Genomic DNA, 25,077 nt, shown 5'->3' with positions numbered 1-25,077 from the left:
TAATTTTTATTTCTAATTTTATTCAGTTAAAAATACAGCAGCAGGAAGTCCTTCTTTGTTATACAAATTGGCTCCTTTTGGATTTGCAGACCATGCGTATCGTACTTGCTTAGGTTTTAACACAGCATTACTCCAAACTTCAATAGTATTGCTTGAAGTGATTTTTGCATCAGCAGGTTTCCAAACACCCTCTATACCTTTAATTTCAAACCATTTTAAAGGCTCCTTAACAGAAACTGCATCTTCTAGAAGTGTTTTATTGCCAACCATTAAACCCGAACCAGTTTCAGTAAATTCTATTTTAATTTTATTAGATTCCACGCTCATAGATTTGTATAAAGGACCGCTTACCACAGGAATATCTATATTGTAATCGTTTTTTAATGCCCATAAAGCCAAGCGTTTCCCTGTATCCATTTTATTATGAGGGTGAATATCTTTAGGTTCTCCAATATCATATAAAACGGCCATACCTGTGTTTGGTAATTTTAGCGTGCGACGTAACTCATCATTTACCGTTGCCCAGCCTTTATCGGCTTTATCATTACCGCGTTTGCAAGCTGCTAACTGCACCCAGTAAAACGGAAAATCGCCTTGCTCCCATTCTGCTCTCCAACTATTTATCATGGCAGTAAAATATTCTTCATATTCATCTGGCATAAATTCCGCATTACTTTCTCCTTGATACCAAATACCACCTTTTATAGCGTATGGAATTATTGCTGAAAGCATGGCATTATAATCCGATGCTGGCAATTGTCTGTCATTTCGAGGATCTACTGTTGGCTTTGGTTTTTTACCTTTTTCACCTTTAGCAGTCCATTCGGCTACTTGCGTTTCGTAAACTGTATCTACATAACCTTTGGTATCCATAATTTTAATGGTTTCCATCGATTCTTTTCGGCTAGCTTCAAAATAAGCTTTCATATTAGGATCGGCCATATAGGCTTCTTCTGAAATCCATGGTTGAATTTTTGTTCCACCCCATGAACATTCTAACAATCCGATAGGTATATTTACATGCTTGCGTAATTCTTTTGCAAAAAAGTAACCTGTTGCAGAGATTTTTCCGATTTGTTCTGGATTAGCACTTCTCCAATGGTCTTCAAAATTTAATTTCTTTTCATATAATGATGTCGCTTGAGGCACCTCAATATGGCGAATCCAATCATCATTAACAGTAGCAACTTCATTACGAATATATTCTACTAGCGGTTGGTGTTTTGGGTCTCTTGAATCACGCAAAAATTTCGACATGGAAAAATCCATATTAGACTGCCCCGTGCAAATCCAAACATCTCCAGATAACACATCATTTATAACAATTTTATTTTTTGAAAAAACAGTTATTGTGTGTGGCCCTCCAGCTTCGGGTGTTTTTATGTCTGCTCGCCACGTGCCTTCTAAACTAGTAATAACTTGTACCGATGCTCCCCAACTTGTTTCAACCGTAATAATTTCATTAGGATCTGCCCAACCCCAAATAGGTACTTCTGTATCCCTCTGTATTACCATGTGATCGGAAAATAAACTATTTAAGCTTACATCTGCAAATGCAGATATCGGTAAACAAATAATTAAAATTGCTAAGAGTTTCATACTTATTTTCATGGTCCTTTTTATTCAAAATAAGCGTAACACTATTATTACGCTAGATACTGCAATTTGGCAAAAAAAACAGAATTTGACTATAACTCCATACCCTTAGACTATAAACAATGATTCATATTGCACATTTACATATTAAAAGCCAAGGTTTCTGAAGTAATTTCCGAAAGGATTGTATTGAAATTACAACATAAATACCAGCACTATTTTTTAAATAAAAAACACATGAAAAATATTTTTAAGATTCGAAATAGACTAATAAAAATAATTTTTCTTGAATTAAAAATGCTATTTAGAGCTTGAAAAAAGAATTTCACTCTTTTCAATATTTAAAAATTTTTCAATAAGAATAACCTCAAAAAATTCTTTAGTTTATATCTTTCAATAGAATATTTTGGCAGCTTTTTTATTTCTTATAAAGCATCGTTTTTTGATGTAAATGATATATCATGTATAAAAAAACAGCATTAAGAATGATCTCAATGCTGTTTTTATTAATGAATATAAAAAGGCTATTTCCTTTCTAAAAAGCGGCTATTTCTTTATAATACGTTTAACAAACTCGCTATTTTCAACTTTAATCTTAAGTAAATAAACACCTGAAGAAAAACTAGATATATTGATTTCATGTGATGCTCCACTTATATCATTACTCAATAAAACTCTTCCGTTTAAATCGTAAACAATAACCTCTGCACTTTCAAGTTGTTTACTTTTTATTGAAAGCATATCTTTTGTTGGATTAGGGTAAATAGTAAAACCTAGTTCTTGTTCTAAATCATTTATACTTAAAACTCCTTCTATTATATTGGCTACTGGAATTTGTGACCATGGCTCCGTAACCTGATAAATATCTTTAGTTCCTACTGGTACGTATAGAGTGATAAGACTAGGATCAATATTTCCAAACGCATTTGCCACTACAATGGCAACATCCTTAACAGGATCTGTCCAGTTAACTTGAATCTTTCTTACATCATCACATTGTCTAAAAAGTTGATTTCCTATAGAAGTAAGAGAACTTGGAAGATTAAGACTTGTAATTCCAGAATTTCTAAACACACCATTTCCCATTATTTCTACAACGGGCATAGTAACACTCGTTAAAGTTGAAATCGAGTAAAAAGAATACCCACCAATATTAATGGCATTAGAAAGATCTACAGAAGTAAGAGCTGTATTTCCAAACTCACTACCAGCAAATGTAACCACATTTTCAAGATTTATAGATGCTAATGAACTGGCACCACTAAATGCCTTAGAACCCAAAGAAACAACTGTATCCGGAAGTATTACAGAGGTTAATATTGTATTATCGATAAAGGCCTCTGATCCAATTGCTGTTACCGTATAACTTTTAGCTGTTAAGGGATCTAACGCTATCGAAGGTATAGATAGTTCTGTTAATGTACTACCAGAAACTTCAACTTGATTAGGTTCTAAATTTGTTATAGTATACTCAATATCATCAAGTATAAAAACATCTCCTACTGTTTCTGCTTTTGGCAATGATACCGTTATGTTATTAATATTAAAACCACCTGTTCCCACCAACACTTTCATGCTTTGCACGCCTTTAGTTAACTCTACTTCTTCTATCAATGTTAAATCTTGCCAAACTTGCACTCCGCCAGTTGATGGCATAGAAACAAATCCTGTTTTATCATTACCTCCAAATAACAACTGAACTGTACCAGATGCATTATCAGAAGCATATCTCATAGAAATACCATAATTTTTTGTCTCCGGAATATATACAGTAAAAGTCAACCATTCTCCATCTGCTATAGCATTCACATTATAGCCGCCTTCATCGCATTCTTCTATATCAATTGCTTCATTTACTCTGTATTGACCTCCATTATTAGATACTGTTGTTTCATGATATGTTCTACCCTCTCCAGAAACTGGTGAATAATCAAAATTCTCTGCTTCAAGAGTTGCTGGCAATACATTCATGGCATACTCTGGTAAGCCATTTAAATCAAACCCACTTATTGGTTCTCCATAACAGCCTTCTGGTCTACGGGACGTTAACGCTCCCCATCCTATGGCTCCATTTTGATGTCCAGCAGCCTCGTATCCTGTTTGATCGATAGCAACATCACGAGCTCTTGCTGTCCACTTAACTTCGTCTATAGTTTTAAAACCTCGGCCATAATAATGTGCTAAAGGCATTTCTAAGACTGGTCGCTCACCAATGTATCCTCCAACATGTGTTGGGCTAATTAACTTAGAGTATACGCGTTGTGAAGCATTAAAACGTTGCATAAATTCACCGGATTCAACGGTTGGAATCCAATGCGTAGTCTGGTCTGGGTATGATTGAAGATAAGACACATTATATTTTGAAGAATATTCTAGTCCTAGCAACAACCTATCATTAACGTGACTGTATAAATCATCTCCTTGATTCCATGCCATCTCTGCCATGGCACATAAATTACCTATTCCAAAAAAAGTATGTTGTTGATCTCGTGAACTTTCCTGACATTGTCCATTATCATAGATATAATTAGTCATCACTTCATTATATCCAAAATCCTCAATAGAATTGCCCACAGTGTAATTATAAGTATCTTCATAATCTCCTTCATTAGAAATTGTAGTAGCTTGTGGCGGTCCTGCTGGGTAAGGAAGATCGTCTGGACGATGTGGTAAACCTTGTATGTATCGCAATGCACGCTCATACATTATTTCATTATCCATAAAAATACCCATGGCCATTACCGCTCTAAAACCAGCTAAACCCTGGTTACCGTGTCTTACAGGATCGCCCTGATAAGCTTGCCAATAAAAAGATCCAGAAACTCTAGATATACCCGAAGGCTCTGCTGTAGTTGAATATCCAGGATAAACTAACATATCTTTAAAGTCCTGAATATCACTTTCAGACCAACCTGTATAAGTGCTCTTAATAATTTCGGCAGCCTCTATCATAATATAAGCAATTCCACCACTTAAAGCCTGAGTACCACCGCTAGTTACATCTTGCAAATTATTCCAAGCATTAAATATTTCAACCGATTTCTCTGCGTGTCTTGTATCTCCAGTTAAATACCATTGAATAGCGTTATAATAAGCTGCTCTAATATCATCATTCCATGCATTATAGTTTACACCGTTATCTCTCCCTAGTTCCGTAAAACTTTGATCTCCACGTACAGTATAATTATAACTTGCTTTTGAATCGGAAATCATTTCTTGGTATGAAGTATACCAAGGGTCCACTTGTGCTTCAACCATATATTTTACGCGATCTAAATCACTTAATTTATTCGTTAAACCTGGATGCACAAATTGTGCTTGCACAGAAAAAGCTATAGCAAAAAATAAAAAAGCGAATAGTAGCCTTCTTTGGGATAAAAAATTGGTTCTAATAAAAGTAATTTTAACATCCATTTAGTTTAGTTTAATTGTTAATATTTAGTCAGTAGTAATATTACTATTAACCAAGAGTTAATTCTATAAATTATTGCTTTATCACTTTAAATTATTGCTTTATAGAAGTTTAAACCTCTTAAAACAGTAAAAAAATCTTACATAAAAAAATTCCACCAAATAAATTTGATAGAACTTCTCACTTTAAATAGTGAATAAATTGGTTAGTTAATACGAATTACAACTTCACTATTTTTTTAATAATATTTTTCGATGTATCGGAAAGAATAAACACATTGTGATACTCGATTTCAATACATACTTATAACATTATTTGTTAAAAACGCTTCTTGATTCTGAAAAATAAGTTAAAACAAAAAGCTATTTCAACTACTAAATTGAAACAGCTTTTTTATTTTAAATAATTATAAACTTATTGCTTTAAGATACGCTTTACAAACTCTCCATTTTCAGATTTTACTTTAAATAAATAGACACCAGATGCTAAATTAGTTATATTTATTTCTGACGTTGTATTTGTTACTTTCTTATTTAACAATGCTCTACCGTTTAAATCATAAACCGTAATAGCTACATTTGTATTATTATTATTTCGAACATTAACAATACCATTTGTAGGATTTGGATACATAGTAAAACCTAATTCTAGCGCTATGCTTTTTGAACTTAATGTACCTTCTACAATGTTAAAATCTTTCCAAACATCGGCAGCGGCATAATCACCACTTGTACCTGTTGGCACATATAATGTAATACCACTAGCTGTTAAATTTTCAAACACATCACCAACAAGTACTGGAATATCTGTTGCTGCCCAGTTTACTTGTATAGCTGTTAAAGACATACAATCTCTGAACGCTCTACTTCCTATAGAAGTAACAGTCGCTGGAATATCTATAGAAGATATATTACTTGTTCTAAATGAAGACCCACCAATAGTTACCATACTAGGTATGCTAATAGATGAAAGTACATTATCTCCTACGTCTATATTATGAAATGCAAAATTACCTATAGAAGTTGCTGCAGCAAGATTTGCAGTCGTAAGTTTTGGACAATTAAAAAACACATTTTGAGTTTCAATTGTAACAATATTCTCAAGGTTTATTGTTTCTAAATTAACACATCCGCTAAAAGCATCGCTACTCAACAAAGTTACCGAAGTAGGAAGCACTACAGATGTTACAGTTGCATCCTCTAAAAAAGCACCACCACCAATAGAAGTAATATCATAAACTTCTGAATTACCGGGATCTGTAACAGTAAGAGGAACTGTGATTGCGGCCATAGGCATATCTACTCCAGACACTCTAGCTTCCTTTGGATCATCACTTGTTACTGTGTAATTAATACCAGCAACCGTAAATGTATTACCTACTGTTGATTCAGGCATATCGCCTTCTATAATATTAGCAGGAAGAGCTAGATTCCATGGAAAAATAGCTTCATAAGCGGCTTTAGTACCAACTGGTACATAAAACTTTATTTCAAGAGGATCAATATTTCCAAATACATTTGTATTTGAATCTATTGTAACATCATTAGCAGGATCTCCCCAATTAAGTTGAACTTGAGTTAAACTGCTCATTTGTCTAAAAAGTTGATTCCCAATTGAGTTAACAGAACTTGGAATATTTAGTTCCCCAAGACTAGTTACTCTTCTAAACGCACCATTACCTATTGTTGTTGCGCTCGAAAAATTAGTGACATCAACTAAAGATGCACAAAAATAAAAATCATAACCCCCTGCAAGTGAAACTGCACTAGAAAGATCAGCAGCTATAATACCAGACTGAGCAAATACAGAACCACCAAATGTAACAACATTTTCAAGGTTTATTGTTGTCAATGAACTAGTCAATTCAAATGCTTTATTATCTAAAGTAACAACTGAAGAGGGAAGCATAACAGAGGTTATTACCGCCACTCCACTGAATGCACTTTCTCCTATAGATAAAACATTCATAGTGTAGTTCGATCCTGTAATATTTTCTATTACGGTAGCAGGAATTACAATATTTGCAATTGGAGTATCCATTCCTGTTACTGCAACTTCATTATTAGGAGAAGCAGCTGTAACAATATAATTAATACCGTCAACTGTAAATACATCACCAACTGCTTGCGCACCTGCTAACGTTATTGTTAAAATTGTAATAAATAATAGTAATGTTTTTTTCATAATAAATAAAATTTTAGATTAGTTAAATTTAGTACTGCCAATATGTTAAAAAAAACATAAAAAATCTATAAACTATAACCTTAACCCTATAAAATAACGCTCCTTTATAATCAAAACAAGCGTATTTATTGTTAAAAGAAGTTATTTTCTTACTTTTAAAACGCTATTCTTTTATAACTTTTTTAGTAAAAACCATGTTATCTTTTTTTATTTTAACAATATAAAACCCACTTATTAAAGTACTTACATCTACTACATGTTGGTTACGCTTAATGGTTTGAGACATTAATAACTTACCAAGCATGCTGTAAACTTCCATAACAGCATCTGCACTGTCAGTAATACGGAATGAATCTTTTACTGGATTTGGATATATTTTAATAGTACTTACTATATTATCTTCAACACTTAATGTGCTTGTTCCGAACACTTCAACTTCAGCAAGCTGAAGTCCATCATCAGAGGTTTTTGAAATTTTAACAAATTTCCCCACAACATTTCCTGCGTTTATAATAAGTGTTGGACTTGGAGGTGATATGAAAATTTTCGTAAATACCACAACGTTATTATCATTTATTACTTCAACAGTAAAATTATTTAGGGCGTCTCCATAAGTACCACCTGTTCTATTATATATTATAATATCCCATATTGTTTTGTTGACACCTAAATCTACCTGCCACCATTTAAGTGTGTTAGATCCATCGAGCCCATGGGCAGTATGTGATACAGATTCATCACCATAATTACCATTTATATCTCCGTCATTAGCTCTGCTTGCCACACCATCATAAGCAGTAGTTGATTGTGTTGCGACACCTCCATTTGTAGCTAACGCTAAATTGTTTGCAGTAGAATAACTAACGTTTATATAACTGGTATCAATTAGATTTCCATCTTCTGAAATAACATTAACAAATGTAGATCCTAATTTAAGAGCTGTAACTGTTCCGTTAGCATCTATTGATGCTATAGAAGGATCGTCAATAACATAAGAGACATTCGTATTGGTTGCATTTATAGGATATACAACGGTTGTTAATTGTTGTGTTTCTTCAACATTAAGTTCTAAACTATATGGAGCAATTGACACCCAAGTTACGGACACATTAGTTGTTGTTTGGCCTGCATCACAAGTTATTGGATTAATGGTGTTATTTGTTCCCGTATCTGTTACAATCCCGCAAGATTCAATAATATTATTAGAACTTTGATTTTCGCTAATTATTGGGTTGTTTGTATTGTTATGAATTTCCACACCAGATGAAGAAAAACTTGCTTCACTGCCCGAACTAAATCTTAGTCCTCTACGAACGCCCGATAGCACAATATCCATTTGGGTATCATCAAAAGGCACAGTATTTCTAAAAGTAATATCATGATCATTACCTCCAATAAATGCTAACATATCATTGCCATAAGCACCATTATTATTAAGAACCGTAAAATTCATTGTATTATTTTGAGAATTACTATTGTCATACTCATCTACATATAAAGGACCGTATTTAGTATCACCTCTTGAATTTATTACTGTGGCATCTCTACCCATGCTGTATTGTGTTTCGCACTCAATGGTTGTACAGTTTTCCACATATTTAGTATTGTTTGCAAAACCTATTACAACACCAGATCTAAATCTTTTAACAGTACAATCAATAACACTCATATTAGAGGTATTAGTTGTTTCTCCAGTTAACCAATGGGGCCCCGTATTGTATGCTCTAATACCATCCTCTTGTTTACTAAACATCCAACCTGCTGGCACTTTATAACCAGGAATACCATTAGCACTATCGGCGTTATAAACGGTAACAAAATCCACTAAATCGGCTGGAGACCCTGTTCCTGCTTCTGCCAAAACATCATCGGTAGTTCGTAGTTCTCCTTCCAAGTAACAACCTTCAACTGTGGTATTAATACCGCCTTGCACAAAAATACCGTGACCATACGCATAATGCATAATGGTACAATCTTTAACTGTGTTATTCTCTCCACGGACTAAAATGGCAGCATGTTTATTATGTCCAATTACCGACCCAGATCCTTTTCCAAACATATCGCCATAACCGTACGGGAAAGACCCTCTTACTGTAAGATGAATACCTTCTAAGGTATTTCCAATACCGTCTACCCCTATTCCTAAAGCTGTTTTATTAGGTTTAGTCCACCCAATATCTTCCATAGTAAGATTTTTAATAAGTACATTAGATCCTCTTACCTGTATTTCATTTACGTGGTTGCTTCCAAATTTTGTAAAAACTACCGTATCAATATTTAATTTTACTCCTGTAAAATCGTATGTACTATTTGAACCTATAAAATCCAGTAATATAGTCGTATCTGCAAATAAAGGGTTTACGGTTCCGTATAAACCATTATCAATATCTTCTGCTGTAATGGAATAGGTTCCTGGTGTCATTACAACAGTAACACCATCATCATCCAGATAAGGCATTAGTTCTGCCATTGAATTTACAGTTTGTCCATACGTTGCTATATGCACACTTATAAAAGCCATGCATATAGCTACTATTTTAGTTACTTGTAGTTTTTTTTTCAATATTTAGTTTTTTAGTTGAATTTATAACTTCACTATTTTCCTTGTAATATTTTTCGATGAATCGGAAATCATCAGCATATAAATACCACTGTTTAATTTCGATACATCTAGCTTAAAACTTATAGAATCTACTTTAGTCTCCATAACTTTCTGACCACTTAAAGCAAAAACCTTAATACTGGTTTCATTTAAATTTAAGCTCGCTGAGCCCAATGAAAGATTAAGTGTATTTGATACAGGGTTTGGGTACATCCCTATAACTATATCTTCATCATCAACACCAAGGGTAGTACTAGCATATTCAATAACCAATTCTGGCGCAACACTACCTGAGTCAAATTCTTTAGAACGAAAATCAATACCTTTCGCACTAGCCGCAGGATCTATTGGATCTTTAACAACTACTGTAATTAATTTATCATTATTATATTCTTGAGCTGCATATGAAGAAATATCCCATTCATTCCAAGCTGAATTAGTTGTAATACGTGCGCGTTCATTTTCAAACGATGGCTTGTTATTCCAAGTAATTACACCTTCCTCCCAACTATCATCGGCAACATCATAAATACCGCGTAAAAATTTAAAAGTTGTTCTTTGGTATATTCTTAGTTTGGCAGATATTATTGTACCAGGAACCGAGCTTAAATCGAACTTTAAATAGCCATAACGGCCAGTTGCAACTGTTATTAAATTATCATCGGAACCATAATTATTATTAGCTTTCCCCCCATCTCTTACGTAAGTATCTGCTAATACGTTTAAAGTCATAGTCCCTTCAACAGCAGCAACCACACGCACATCTTGAGATACACTAGGCGCTGCATTATTTGTAGCATCGCCTGCTTGGTTAGCGGTTATAGTTGCTGTACCAACACCAACAACATGCACTTTACTATTTACAATGGTTGCCACAGCAGTGTTTGAACTGCTATAAGTTACAGCTAAGCCTGAGCTTGCAATAGCTTCTGGATCGAAATCTGCTGCTCCTACAACTTTATCTGAAATTGTAAAAAACTGAATGGTTTGATCGCTTGGTGCAATACCCGTTTTAGCTATTGAAAAATTATCTAAATTAAAAGCATTCGAGGTTCCACTAAATTGTATTTTAAAACTTTGAACACCTTGCTCCAAAATAATATCTTCGGCAATGGTTACCGTTTTCCAATCGGTAGCGCTCGTTGAGTTTGGTGATCCAAAAGGCACCACTAAATCACCTGTTTTCTCTTCGCCTCCAAAACTAAATTTCATGGTTGCTCCGGCTTGAGAGGCTGCATAATTAACATCTATTTTATAAATAGCTTTTTCTGGAACCGAAATAGTATATGTAAGCCATTCGCCAGATTCTATTGAAGAAATATAGTATCCACCACTTGTATTCGTATCAATATCTACACCATCAAAAGTTCTATAAGCATTACCTGCATTTGATGCAGTAACATCATGATAAACACGACCTTCTCCATTCTGTAAAGGATCATAATCAAAATGTTCAGCTTCTATGGTTGTTTCAGCAAAATTCATATCGTAAACAGGTAACCCATTTCCATCGAAACCAGAAATAGGATCGCCATAACAATACACTGGCCTGCGTGCTGTAAGTCCGCCCCAACCAATTGCATCGTTAGTCCATCCTGCCTTTTCGTAACCATTTAAATCAATAGCTTTATCGCGTGCACGCAATGTCCATTTTGCTTCTGCTTCTGTTTTAAAACCTCTACCTATATAATGTGCTACGGGCATTTCGAACACTTCTCTAACTCCTGCAAATTCACCAATACCAACTGGACTTATGGTTTTTGAATACCAACGTCCTGTTCTTTCAAATTGTTGAATAAACTCATCTGAGGCTACTGTGGGCTCCCATGGTGTTAGTTGGTCTGGATAATCTTGAATTGCAGAAACATTATATCGCATATTATATTCTAGCCCCAGGAGCAACCTATCGTTTTCATGGCTATATAAATCATCACCTTGATTCCATGCCATTTCTGCCATAGAAGTCAATAAACCTATTCCGAAAGCTGTATGTTGTTGGTCTCTTGAGCTTTCTTGACATTGTCCATTTTCCCAAATATAATTAGTCATAACCTCATTATAACCATAATTAGGAATTGTATACCCTCTACTTATGTTCCAATCCTCATAATAATCATTTGAGGTTTTTATAGATGTACTGGTGTTAGGACCTGCTGGATAGGCTATATCACTTAAATGAAGATCCAACTCTCCCGTTATATATCGATAGGCACGGTCGTACATTTTTTCATTATCTAAAAAGATACCCATAGCCATAACCGTACGCCAACCCGATAAGCCTTGATTTCCATGACGTACAGGATCACCTTGAAAAGCCATCCAATAAAAAGTAACATTTCCTGATGGTTCTACCGTAGAAGAATACCCTGGATATACCAACATATCTTGAAAAGCTTGTAAATCGGTAGCTGCCCAACCAGGATAGGTGCTTTTAATAATTTCTGCAGCTTCAATCATTATATAACCAATACCACCACTTAAAGCATCTGTACCTCCACTAGTAACCGATGTTAAATTAGACCAAGCCTTAAATATTTCAATCGCTTTTTCGGCATGCCTAGAATCTCCAGTAATGTACCATTTAACAGCATTGTAATAAGCTGCTCTAATATCACTATTCCAAGCACCTTCATTAACACCTGAATCTCTGCCAAGTTCAGTAAAACTTTCATCACCTTGCACAACATAATCGTAACTAGATTTAGAATCAGCTACCATATCTTGATACGATGCATACCAAGGATCTATTTGAGCTTCAACCATATACTTCATACGGTCTAAATCAGATTTTTTGTGTGTAATTCCAGGATGTACAAATTGTGCTTGCATAGCAAATCCAAAAAAACATAGTAAAAGCGTTATTAATATTGGCTTTTTTAAAGTGTATTTTTTTTTCATTAGTTTAGTTATTTAGTTATTTAGTTATTGGGTTTTTTAATTAGCGATTACTTTTTCACTAATTTTAAACTTGAAGATTGACTTTCATTATTAATTTTAACGATATAAACTTGAGTAGGTAAAGAAGAAATATCTATGGTTTGTTTATCTGAAAAAACAATTTCTGAAAGCACTTTTTTTCCTATTAAATTATAAACCTCAACTTTAGCATCTAAAGCATTCGAAATTGTAAAATAGTTTGAAGTTGGGTTAGGATAAATCTTTATTTTACTTTGTTTTTCTGAAAAACCATCTACAGATAAACTTAAGCTAGGTGTTACTTCGATAGCCTCAGAATTATGATCTACGCCATCCTTATCTGTAACTTTAAGGTAATACAAATAGCTTACACCATTTTCTGCCGAATTATCGGTATAGGTTGAACCACTTATTCTGTTTTTTAATAAACTACGCCCACCGGCGTCCGACGTTACTTTTCTAAACACACCTTGTATACCACTATCACCTAAATCAATACCTTGCAACTCCCAATTTAAGGTAACAAATCCATTTCCTGGTTCGGCTGTGAGAATTACGGCTGGAGCTAAAGCTTCTGGTTCTGGACTTGCTACATTTGAATTATAACTCACACTACCATCAGATACTTTTACCCAATAGTAATAGGCGGCTCCTGTAACAATAGAGCTATCAATATAGTCCTCACCGTTAACATTACCAGCTATTAATTGTCGGCCACTAGGATCGGAGTCGGTATCCCTAAACACATCTTGGCGAACGGCATCAATATTATTTACACCCCAATTTAAAGCAACCGTACCATCTACTGTTATTGCAGAAAGACCAACCGTTGAAGATGTACTGTATGTGCAATTACTACTAGCGTCAGACACATTCCCAAATTGAGTTACCGAACTTGGGAAGCTATAATCTGTACCATTTCCATAAGAATTATTATCCTGAGTTATTCCCGTTACACCACTAATGGCTTTGATACCTTCTAGGGTATTTCCTGAAACACAATTTCGTCTAATATCAATATTAATCGTTGCTGTTTGACCCGACTCTGAATTGGCATAAATGCCTCGATCTCCATTATTTTTAACAATACAATCGTGTACTAAATACCCATCGGTAACAGCTGCTCGAATCCCTCTAAAATAATTACCAGACATTTCGCAATTATAGACTTTCACTCTTTCACTATACGAGATATTAATACCATTTGCAGAAATAGAATTTAAAAATTTACTATCTCTTACTTCAGCATCATAAACACGTCTTAAATATAAATTATGAGCAAACCCTTCTTTACTAACTGCTCCATTTTCATCAAACAAGCAATCTTTTATTAGTAAATTTTTACAGCCTTTAATATGTACGCCCCAACCTGTTTTAGTACAATGCACATTCAAAATTTTAATATTATCGTGATCGACCCCTTGTGATGTTATTTGTATACCACCACCACTCACACTATTAATGCCTTCAATTTTAATATTTTGAATAACAAGATTAACTAACCCTTCAGCATCGGCTGTAATAACTTGTATATCGGTATTTGTTTTAATAGTCGTAGCCCAATTCCCTTCGCCCTGCAGAGTAACATTACTTTTCATTCTTATAGGGGTGGTTATAATGTGAATCCCTGTGGCTACAGTTACTATACCTCCTCCACTAGAAGCCACATTATTTATAGCTGTTTGAATGTTACCACCAAGTGGTACGGTTTCATCGGTTGCCCAAATAGCAGAAGTAAAAAGGCATAAAAACACCATTATGAATGTTTTTTTTAAAGTGTAGTTTTTTCTCATTGTTTTAGTTTATTTAGTTATTGTAATATTACAATTTCATAAAAACTAAATCTGTAAACTATGATGATTACCCTTTAAATTATCATTCATTTTGAATAAAAATCACATTTTTTCAAAAAATTAACAATAAAACTATTAATTTTTTAAAACCTCAAAAAAAAAGCCTCGTACTCTTAATGGAGTACAAGACTTTAAAAAAAGATAATATTTTATATTAATTAATCTGTAGTTGATTCCATAAACGATACGGATCATCATTGGCGATCATTTACTCTAATTATAAAGCTTCCATCTCTGCGATTTTTGTAGCATATTTTGGATAGTTATTTACCTTTTTAAGTAAAAAAGAATTACATTCTTTGATTTAAAACACTTAAATAGTTCTTAATACATTGTTAAACATGGGGGTTTACTTCTTTTTCTTACTTATCATTTTTTTAACGACCTCTTTATCTAGATGCGACATTCTTTTAATTGCTCCAGGTTTATAATCTCCATGAGCATCAATAAAGGCATAGCTTGGAAAACCACTAAAAGAAAACAACCCCATTAAATCACTTTCAATACCAGATTCCACAAATATATGTGTGCCTCCAATTTCAAATTCAGCAATTTTAGCTTGCCATTTCTTCATACTAGAACCACTTGAAGTGCATAAATAAACAAACTCAACAGAATCATCTTTAAATTCATCATGCAATTTTTTACTATATGGCATATCTGATAAGCAAGGTGCACACCAAGTTGCCCAAAAATCTAAAATAAGCGCCTTCCCTTTAAACGCCGATTTTATATTTGATAAAAGCGCTTGGCCATTACCAGAATCCACTTTATATAATTTTGCTCCAAAAGGCATTTCTGCAATTGGTTCTCCAATATTTTTATCTGATTCAAAAAGTTTCTCTTCTTTTAAAATATTATCTATAGCCTTCAACTTAGCCAGACTTTCATTATAACCTGTCTCTAGTTTTTCTCTACACCATTTAGTATTTACTGTTTTTAATGTAGTTTCAAAAATTATACGTTGCTCATTAATATCTTTACTAGATAACTTAAGTTTTAATAAATCGGCTTTACTATCGCTAAATAAGCTATCAATAAATTTTATGGTTTTTTGAGTTCTAATAGCTACTATAGTATCACTCAACGCTGTATATAAACTTTTGGTAAGTTCGTGGAGTCTTGTCGGGTCAAAAGGCTGGAGTTCTTTTGCTTTTGCCTTTGCTAAATTTTTTAATTGATAATACTCTAACATATCCATTCTTTCCGTTTCGGTAAGTTTTGAGTTATTTCTAAAATCATATAGAACAAGTCCATCATATTTTCCTGCTCGTCTTTCTATGTAGGTGAAAAAGTAATTATAATAGCTCGATGCATCATTTGATACCAAATACGGTTTATGTTTTTTAATTTTATCAAACAGCTTATCGTCAATTTTTGGTGTTGTAGAGCTCCAGTGCTTAATACATATTCCTCCATAATAATCAGACAGTCTTTCATTCTTAATCATCCATCCGAAAGATGATGGATTCTTCTCTATAAATTGATCGTCAATCTTATGAAGTATGTCGTAAAGACTGTCTGTTTTTGATAGAAAAGTATCGTAATCAAGATCTCTATTTCTTCGAACCGTTGAAATCGCTTTCCCTATGGATAACTGCTTTTTTCGTTTAAAAAGCACATGATTATTTAGTAAGGTATTTACTGCCCCATCCGTTCCTGAATATGTAATACTTGGGCCATTCATGAAAGTACGCTTTGTTCTTAAACTGTCGGCATCAAGCGTTATGAACAAATCTGAATTTGCATAAACACCTGCGTAAAATAGTTTCCCAACATGCAACCAAATTTGCTGATAGGGAAAGTTATAATCAATTTCTAATTCAAAGCTTCCATCTGCATTAAGTGTACCATATTTCTTAATTTGAGATTCATTTTGAGCAAACGGAGTAACTAAGGAGTATTCCAGTTTAGTATTTTTAATTTCTTCTTCTGTAAGGTTTAAAACTTTCCCTTTTATAACAGGTTTGTTTTCTGCCTTATAATAAAAGTCATCAAATTCAGCATCTTCGACAGTAATTCTTTGCGCAAAACCACAAACTGTAATTAAAATAGTAATAAAAGATAATAAAGCAATTTTCATAGCATCTAGTTATTTATGTTACCACTAAGTGGCACGGTTTCATCGGTTGCCCAAATAGCTGAAGTAAACAAACACATAAATGCCATTATAAATGTTTTCTTTAAAGTGTGTGTTTTTCTCATTATTTAGTTTTATTAGTTTGTAGTAAAATTACACTTTCATAAAAACTAAATCTGTAAACCATGACCATTAACCTGTAAATTATCATCCGTTTTGAATAAAAATCACTTTATTTCAAAAAAATTAACAATAAAATTATTAATTTTTTAAAACCTCAAAAAAAAGCCTCATACTCTAAATGGAGTACAAGGCTTTTAAAAATGATACTATTTTATAGTATTTAATTAATCTGTGGCTGATTCCATAAACGATAAGGATCATCGTTTTCAATCATTTGTTCTAGAAGTAAAGCTTCCATTTCTGCTAATTTTTCAGCATATTTTGGGTTCTCCGCTAAATCAGTTTCCATTTCACCCGTTTTATGATGTTCTGGTAAATACTCATTAGGGTTTTCTGCTAAATTGAAAAGCTGAGTTTCTCTCACTGCGCCATCCATAACATCATACTTTATAAGTTTCCAATCTCCTTTTTTCACAGAGCGCATACCCGGTTTTGTTCCTCCTGCATAAACCCCATACATCACATCTCTAATCACCTCTTTTTCTCCTTTTAATACAGGTACAACACTTTTCCCTTCAACAGTTTCTGGCACCTCAATATCTGCTAAATCACATAATGTTGGTAACACATCTAACAGATACATATTCCCTTTAACACGTTTCCCTGCAGGAATCCCAGGCCCTTTAACTATAAATGGTACTTTCCAAGTATGCTCGTAAAGGTTTTGTTTCCCTTGTAAACCGTGACGACCAATAGCCATCCCGTGATCGGCAGTATAAATAATATATGTATTATCAAGCTCTCCCATAGCTTCAAGCTTGCTTAATACTTTTTCTAACTGATTATCTATATTTTCAGAACACGCATATTCTCTACCTAGTTCATTACGTATTGTTTGCTCGTCTCTATTTTTCCAAACACCGCTTACACGTTCTTCATCCCTAAGTCCTGGATGTCCATGAAAAAATGGATGTGCCAATAAATAATTATCTTGAAGTTCTGGTTGCTTATCATTTCCAGCCGGAAGTGAATTTGGGTCTTTATGATTTGTTGCGCCATATTTTGCTAACAATTCTGGAGTTCCATTTCTAGTATCATGAGGATGAGAAAATCCGAAATAGATAAAAAATGGATCTTCATCTTTATTAACTTCACGGTCTCCTAAATAAGTTAAAACTTGTTTTGCATGCCATGCACTACCACTTTCTTCTGTTCCGCCACGCTTAGTAGCATCGTGAACTTCTGTAAATTGTCTATTTGCACCAGGATAAGAATTTCCTTTTTTACAAGTACGCATAGTTTTATAACCTGCACGATTAAAAACAGCACCAATAGTTTGCTCATCAAGAGCAACAGGATCTGTTTGTTTTTGAAATTCTGCACTTGGTGGTAAATGCCAAACGGTACGTCCAGACATAATCATGTGTCTTGATGGTGTACATACAGCACCATTCATAGATCCCATATTTCTAGCTTGGTCTACAACAACACCTTCACTTGCTAATTTACTAATGGTTGGTGTTTGTAAAATTGAATTCGGATCGTAGGTTTGTAAATCGAACGGTGATTGATCATCAACTAAAACGAACAGAAAATTTGGTCGTTTTTTTTCTTTTACTTCTGCTGTGTTTTTTGCAGTTTTATCTTTACAACTTACTAATACAATAGTGGCAAGACATACTATTGAAAATAAACTTATTATTTTTTTCATAATTTAATTAAATGATTTTGAATGAGCTGTTTCTGTTTTTATTATTGAATTATCTTGATATGCTTCCATGGTTATTTTGAAATCTGATGCTTTAAAGTTCTCTATTCTGATATGCTGTTTTTTACCATCTTTCATAAAAACAGTAAGTTCTGTATCCGATTTACTTTCTATTTTTTTAATTTGATTTTCACCCTGATAAGGTACTAATACATTTAGAAACACAACTTCTTTATCATTAATTCTTAACCCATAAGTTTTACGGTTTGGATTGTTTCTAACATCACGCTGTTTCCCACCATTAGGATAGCTACTAACCAAAACCTTTCCTTTTTTAGGCCATAAGCTGTAAATATCTAACTTATTTCCGTCTTCATCAAATTTCATTTTCACACCGTTATTGGCTTTATACCACTGTGCGTCTTTAAAATATTTATAAGGTGAATCTTCATTTTGAGATAATTGCTCTAAAGCTGGCCCACTTTTTTTCACCCCTTCCAAATGTGTTAAACCAACAGGATGAATTAACCAATCGTAATTATGCTTTTTATCCGATTTCATATAATCTGCAATCACCACATAATCATTAGTTACTATGGATAATCGTCGTTGCTGAATGGGATTAAAATCCGCATCGAAAACCTTATCATTCCATGGTGGAAATTTCTCAAGATTAAACCTTGGAATTTCTCTCCAACGAGCATGAGTTTCCACGGCAGAAGCCTGCATTATTTCACCTTTAAAAAACAGAAGTTGTTTGGACGGAACGGCTTCTTGTTGCAGTTCATCTACAATAACCATATTGTGAGTTGCTGATGTTTGAACACTTTCTTTATAGCCTGCTTTCCCGTAGCCGTACCAAGCCATTTCGGTTCCAAAATACTTATGCCCGTTTCTATCCAAAGCAACCAAACTAGCTCTATCAAAATGACCATGCCAACCGCCATGAGTCCCGTATTTTAAATACGCTTGAATTTGATTTTCCGGGGATTTATTTTCCGGTTGAGAACGTAAAGCCACCAAGCCTACATTTGGCATAAAATCAGATTCCGTTCTTGGGTCTTTAACCTCTGGTAAATTAGGCAGTCCATACATTAATGATACCCAAGACTCCCTTTTTGTTTTATTAATAACCCATGCTAATTCCGGTTTTTTATAAGCGCGATATGCAAATTCATAAAACTCATTCGGTTCTTTTAAATTAGAATCGTTACTAGAAACTACATAGGCATTTTCGTCCATCATTGGGATACATGGTGTCACCATATCCTCTAAACCTCGGGTGTTTTTTCCGGGAGGGCCCCAATTATCAAATTTCATTCCAGTAAATCCTGCTTTAGAATTTTCGAAATCTGCACTTTTAAACTTCACTGGAAAGCGTCTGTGGTATAAATCCAATCCATAATTTTCAAAAGCTTGAGCCACCAAACTGTAACGTTGAGTTACTAAATAGCAATAATTTGCAGTCCCTTCAAACCACCAACCATCGGCCATAACCCCTTTACCTATTTGGTCTGCCATACCACCTTCAGCTTCTGTTAAATAAGTTAATTCTGGTATATCTTGTAAAAACAACGCCACCACAATGGCTCCAGCATTAGCACTAGCCTGGTGATTCATAATCCCAAGAGATTCCATGTGTGAACTATTTTGTTTTAAATAAAAACGAAAGGTGTTTTCTATATTTTCACGATCTGTATTTGATAATTCAGGTTCATTAAAAACAATATCGCAGGCTGCTGCTAAAAACAAAAAGAAATTCCCCTCGTGAACTTGAACACCTGTTGTGGCCGCACCAACGGATAAGTAACCTTTGTCTTTATCGCAAACTTGTTTTATAAATTCTATTAGTTTTTGCTTGTATGTTGCGTTTTGAGTTAAACGCCAGGCTAAACCTAACTTAAAAGCCTGTTCACCATCGGAAGATACATAAGCCAAACTCGACCATACTTTTGTTGGACGTGGTTTGGTTATTATTTTACGCGCTGGAAATTCAAAATCATCCAGTTCCAATAGCATTTTATCTAAATTTTGTTTTGCCCAATCGTAATCTTTTATTTTTTGTTTGGCTTCATCAAAAACAGAGTTAGTGACTAATAAAAAAGGATGTGGCAGCGTGCGCACGGTAATAAATTCTTTCTTCTGAAGAATATGCCCTTCTTTATCTTTTATAACAATAAAACTAGATTCGTGACCACCTTCAGGCATTCTATCGCTAACAAGTACAGAAAGTGTCCCGTTAAATAGTTCTCCCGATTTCAACGTTATTTCAGAAGTATTCAAACTGTTTTCACAAACTAATTCTCGTGGTCTATCGACACTTAAATAAAAGGTTTCAGTGTTTTTTAACGTGTTTTTAAATTGAAAATAATACTGAATGGTTTCGTTTGCTTTTACCGTTTCTGTTTGAACAGTATCGATTATTTTACTTTTATCATTATTTGAAAACCCTTTCAAATTTACTAACAATACAAAAAGTACTAAAACGAAATTTTTCATTTTAATCATATCTATTCCAAGTTTACTTTTAAAATTTGTTATCATCCTATTTACCATAAAATCCGAACATCTTTAGGCCATTGCTTCACATCTGTATAAATTTCATTGCCCTTTTTAAAGCTGCTATTTTCCATAATGACATCGCATTTCAGTAAGCCCATATCAACTTTTTTATTATCAAAAACACTATTTATAACATAGGAATCGTTCACCTCTCGCCACATAGCGCCCCAAGTATTGTCAACAATTTCGCAACGATTTAGAATCACCTTTTGTGGTGCATATTTCGGGTTTTCGGTGTAATGGTATTTATCATAATAATTTTCACAAGGAAACCATAAAGCTACCCGAGCACACCCCGAAACATGATATTTATGAAAAAATATGTAGCCTGCCTCATCGTGATCAGCTTGAATACCATTGGTTTTCGTTTCTTTTATTGTGCAACGTTGAGCCAAAACATACTCGCAGGATGTGTATTTATTTCCTTTACCTTTTACAGGGAAAGACATATCGCAATCCGATTGCAAAATATATTTATTATACAAAAAATAGACATTGTGATACAAACCTCCAGCAGAACCATTGAATTGAAAATTACAATTATCCATAATGATATTGTTGGTCCGTTTCATGTGTACACCCTGAGCAGACCAATGGATAACATCTATATTTTGAAGCATAACACGGTTGTGTCTACTTTCATTTCTACCCCTAATTAATATCCCGTTAATTTTTCCTTCACCCGTTCCTTTTAAGGTTAAATCTTTTATAACTAAATCGGTTACTTGTGGTTCGGCTTCAATATTAAAAGCCGCATTTACAATATTTGAACCTTGTAGAATAATCGTCTTTTTTCGTCCTGCACCAACTAAAGTTACTTTCCCTTTTAACGTTAGTGTTTTTGATAAAATATGAGTTCCTTTTTTCAAAAACACAATACCACCTCCGGCAGCGCTTATTTTATCTATAGCAGCCTGGATAGATGCTCCAGGTTTTACTTTAACTACATTATCCAACCATTGCTTTGGATATTCTACATGTTTAAATTCATCTCCCCATTTATCTTGCATGATAGTATTCACTTCCTGCTCAATATTGACTTGGGTATATGAAAACGATTTCTTCTGTGCTGAAATGGAATATACCGAAAAACACAAGACTATTAAAAACGTTAAGTTTTTATTCATTTAAATATTATTTTTATTTAGTTGAATTAATTACAAATATTTAGCTATAATTCTGGACACTTCCGCCCCTTGTTTATCACTTCCTAATGCACTATAATGTACATTTCCTGGTTCTTTACCCCAAGTTTTTAAATTAGGTTTGGTAAATGCGTAAATATCATTAATAACAATATCTGGGTGATTCTCCAAAACGGCTATGGCTGCTTGGTTGAATTTGATACTATCGCCTACAAAACGTCCTTTTGCATTTTCTGGAACAGGTGTTGTTGTGGCAAAAATTAACTTAGCTTTTGGGAATTCCGTTTTTAGATATTTACAAATTTCATCTAAATTGGTTTTGTATTCACTAATAGAAGAAACTTGCTTTCCCTTTTTATTTAAATTCTTGCCTTTAAGATATTTTAAATCGTGTAGCCCAACATTAAAATGAATAACATCCCATTTAAAATCCCAACCATTTTCTAAATGAGGCTGAAACATTGTATCCTGCAATTTATCCATATTAGGTATAAAATCGCGACTAGATCCTCCGTTTTTAAATAACCGAATTACGGTCGCTTTACCGTCTAAAGTTTTTCTTACCATAGATGAATACCCAATGGAAATAGAATCGCCATAGATTAATACATTTGGTTTCCTTTTTGTGGGTTTCACATATTCAAAAGCATCCGTTTCATAAACACTAGCCATTTTACCGCACAATTTTTTCCAAGTGATTTCACAAATTTTATGATTCGTTCTTTTAAAAACATCAACAGCAAATGCACTAGGCACTAATCCCATTCCTAAAACACCGGCTCCTAAAAGCTTAACAAATACTTTACGTTCCATAATTAACAACTATTATTTAGACCACACTTTAATTTTATTCACACCCATTTTCAAGTTTTGAAACGGTCCCACCATAAGCGACTCCGTATCTCTTTGGTTTCCGAAAAAATCTTCATTTAAAGTTATTGGAGAACCATCTTTATTTTCAAAGGGTGCTTCGGATTGAAATGCCATTCCCAATAATTCGGTATTGACCATTTTAGTTTTTACATTCTGAAAACTTTCATCTACGGTAATATTTAGATAGTAACCATCCGCTTCTTCCGAAAGACTAATTTCTGGATTTAAAGTTCTATTTTCAATCGCATTAGTTTCAATATTTGATGGTAACGCTTTGTTTAAATGCAAATTAGCATCGATGGCCATTGGAAATTTCTGACTGTTAATCTTATTCAAATTCCCCGAGTATTTTTCTTGATTCTCATGGGTTGGAAAATTAGAATAGGCATCTAAACCCGTAAACTGTCCTTTATCTAAAGTCTCTGTGTTACAAGCAAAAATGTTATTATAAAAACGATCGTCCCCAAGTATTAACGTCATCATCCCCATAACTTGTGTAGAATGTGGGAAATGATAATGCGTAAACCGGTTGCTTGCCGAACGGGTCTGTACTTTTCCAGCCATTAAATTATTTACAAATGCAGTGCCTTGAGAAGCGTTTAATAATGATAATCCTGACAACAACACATTATTATCTATAATCATGGGGCCATGATTTACTTCTACAAATAAATCTTCACTGGCATTATTATTCCAAAAAATATTTCCTGTAACTTGAGCACCTTGCGCTTGCCAATCTAGCCAAATTCCTCTGTAATTATCGTGAATAAAGTTGTTTTTTATAACCACATCTATGGCAGCGTGAAGCTTAATACCTCCTATTTCCCAGCCGTCAAATTGCTTTTTGACGTTGATATTATAAATTTCATTGTTGCTAATTTCGCTAAACACACAGCCCATATGGCCAATGATTCCGCCTTGTTCGCAATCCTTAATAACGTTATTTCTAATAATGTGCGAACCAATCATGTCCTTAGACCAGCCTAATTGCAAAGCTTTAAACACCACTTCGCGCTCGCGTTGTGTACCGTGCTTTCTCTTACTCGCCATCCATTGATTTTGACCAGAAGCTCTTTCTTTTCCAATTACAATACCTGCACATTTTGAATCGGAAATGATATTATCTTCTATAATCCAACCTTTACTCCAATTAGGTCCAATTAAACCACCTTGCTCTGCTGTTGGTGGCGCCCATTGTGTAGCAGCTTGGCTCATTTTAAAACCTCGAACGGTAATGTAGTTTATGCCTGTTCTCTTTGGAAAAAACACGGTTGGGCGCACATTAATTTCGGCTAATTCTTTATTAGGGTTTACCCCATTAAAGTTCGCATATATCGTTGTGCTTTCTTCATTACTTTCGCAATACCATTTGTATTTAGAACCTTCAATATCTGCTGCACGCTCTAATGATTTCTCTTGAAATACTTTTGATAAGCTATCAATTTCATAAAGAGCTTTACCGTTTATATAAACTTCACCTAAATGATGATTGCGTCCGTAGGTTTTTGTTAGCCAATCGCCTTTTAAAATTTCTTGATAGGGATTAAATTCTCCAAACATCGCATTGTTTAAAACGACTTTCCATACAGTCCCTTTATCCTTTTTCCATGTTTTTATTTCTTCGGAACCTTTAATCCAAACCTCTTCATTTTCTGCTGCTTGGTAAACAATTCGATTTATATTATTAACACCACTATTAAACGGACTTACCCGTTCTCGATAAATCCCTTCGTGTACGGTAATAACATCTCCAGGCAGTGCTATTTTGGCCGCTTTAGAAATGGTTTTAAAAGGAGCTGATTTACTTCCTACGTTAAAATCATTTCCCGTTTTTGCTACGTGATACTCTTTTGCTTGCGCTATTAAAGAACAAACAAAGATAAAAATTGTTAAAACTCTAGTTTTCATTCTCATTCTGGTTTAATAAAAAATTCTATTGTTACAAATTGACTTTCGAAAAAAACATAATTTGGCGCAAACAAAAGAATAAAACCTATTGCTGTAAATTAGCAAACTGAGTGTT

At 34.0% G+C, this 25,077-nt stretch carries 12 protein-coding genes; all 12 read right to left on the bottom strand.

The window, feature by feature from the left end; all coding sequences use genetic code 11:
- Window positions 1-18 precede the first annotated feature (18 nt).
- On the bottom strand, window positions 19-1,599 hold the full coding sequence (locus tag M4I23_RS14410) for a sialate O-acetylesterase (protein WP_249754892.1): 1,581 nt from the start codon (window positions 1,597-1,599) through the stop codon (window positions 19-21).
- Window positions 1,600-2,142: 543 nt separating this feature from the next.
- Window positions 2,143-5,010 (bottom strand): leucine-rich repeat protein, encoded by a 2,868-nt coding sequence (locus M4I23_RS14405; RefSeq protein WP_249754891.1) that lies wholly within the window; start codon window positions 5,008-5,010, stop codon window positions 2,143-2,145.
- A 412-nt stretch (window positions 5,011-5,422) separates the two neighbouring features.
- Entirely contained in the window at window positions 5,423-7,192 is a 1,770-nt protein-coding gene (locus M4I23_RS14400) for a leucine-rich repeat domain-containing protein (protein WP_249754890.1), read from the bottom strand.
- 163 nt (window positions 7,193-7,355) lie between these two features.
- Complete coding sequence (locus M4I23_RS14395; RefSeq protein ID WP_249754889.1) at window positions 7,356-9,755, bottom strand: T9SS type A sorting domain-containing protein; 2,400 nt, start codon at window positions 9,753-9,755, stop codon at window positions 7,356-7,358.
- A 21-nt stretch (window positions 9,756-9,776) separates the two neighbouring features.
- Window positions 9,777-12,692, bottom strand: coding sequence for a DNRLRE domain-containing protein (locus tag M4I23_RS14390; RefSeq protein WP_249754888.1), 2,916 nt, complete (start codon window positions 12,690-12,692; stop codon window positions 9,777-9,779).
- A gap of 47 nt (window positions 12,693-12,739) precedes the next feature.
- Window positions 12,740-14,503 (bottom strand): T9SS type A sorting domain-containing protein, encoded by a 1,764-nt coding sequence (locus tag M4I23_RS14385; protein WP_249754887.1) that lies wholly within the window; start codon window positions 14,501-14,503, stop codon window positions 12,740-12,742.
- A 409-nt stretch (window positions 14,504-14,912) separates the two neighbouring features.
- The gene (locus tag M4I23_RS14380) at window positions 14,913-16,646 is read right to left on the bottom strand and encodes a TlpA disulfide reductase family protein (protein ID WP_249754886.1); all 1,734 of its coding nucleotides are present in this window, start codon (window positions 16,644-16,646) and stop codon (window positions 14,913-14,915) included.
- 340 nt (window positions 16,647-16,986) lie between these two features.
- Entirely contained in the window at window positions 16,987-18,477 is a 1,491-nt protein-coding gene (locus tag M4I23_RS14375; protein WP_249754885.1) for a sulfatase-like hydrolase/transferase, read from the bottom strand.
- 3 nt (window positions 18,478-18,480) lie between these two features.
- The gene (locus M4I23_RS14370; protein ID WP_249754884.1) at window positions 18,481-20,973 is read right to left on the bottom strand and encodes a hypothetical protein; all 2,493 of its coding nucleotides are present in this window, start codon (window positions 20,971-20,973) and stop codon (window positions 18,481-18,483) included.
- Between the two features lie 50 nt (window positions 20,974-21,023).
- A complete protein-coding gene (locus M4I23_RS14365) occupies window positions 21,024-22,163 on the bottom strand; it encodes a glycoside hydrolase family 55 protein (protein ID WP_249754883.1) in 1,140 nt (379 codons plus the stop codon).
- A gap of 30 nt (window positions 22,164-22,193) precedes the next feature.
- Window positions 22,194-22,994: an SGNH/GDSL hydrolase family protein gene (locus M4I23_RS14360; RefSeq protein ID WP_249754882.1), complete on the bottom strand. Its 801-nt coding sequence runs from the start codon at window positions 22,992-22,994 to the stop codon at window positions 22,194-22,196.
- A gap of 12 nt (window positions 22,995-23,006) precedes the next feature.
- The gene (locus M4I23_RS14355; RefSeq protein WP_249754881.1) at window positions 23,007-24,962 is read right to left on the bottom strand and encodes a right-handed parallel beta-helix repeat-containing protein; all 1,956 of its coding nucleotides are present in this window, start codon (window positions 24,960-24,962) and stop codon (window positions 23,007-23,009) included.
- Window positions 24,963-25,077: the final 115 nt, after the last annotated feature.

Origin of the sequence: Algibacter sp. L4_22, from assembly GCF_023473045.1 — a bacterium.
In the GTDB taxonomy this organism is placed as follows: Bacteria; Bacteroidota; Bacteroidia; order Flavobacteriales; family Flavobacteriaceae; genus Algibacter.
The sequence above is the reverse complement of the archived record's forward strand: the minus strand, read 5'-3'. Positions and strand labels throughout refer to the sequence as shown.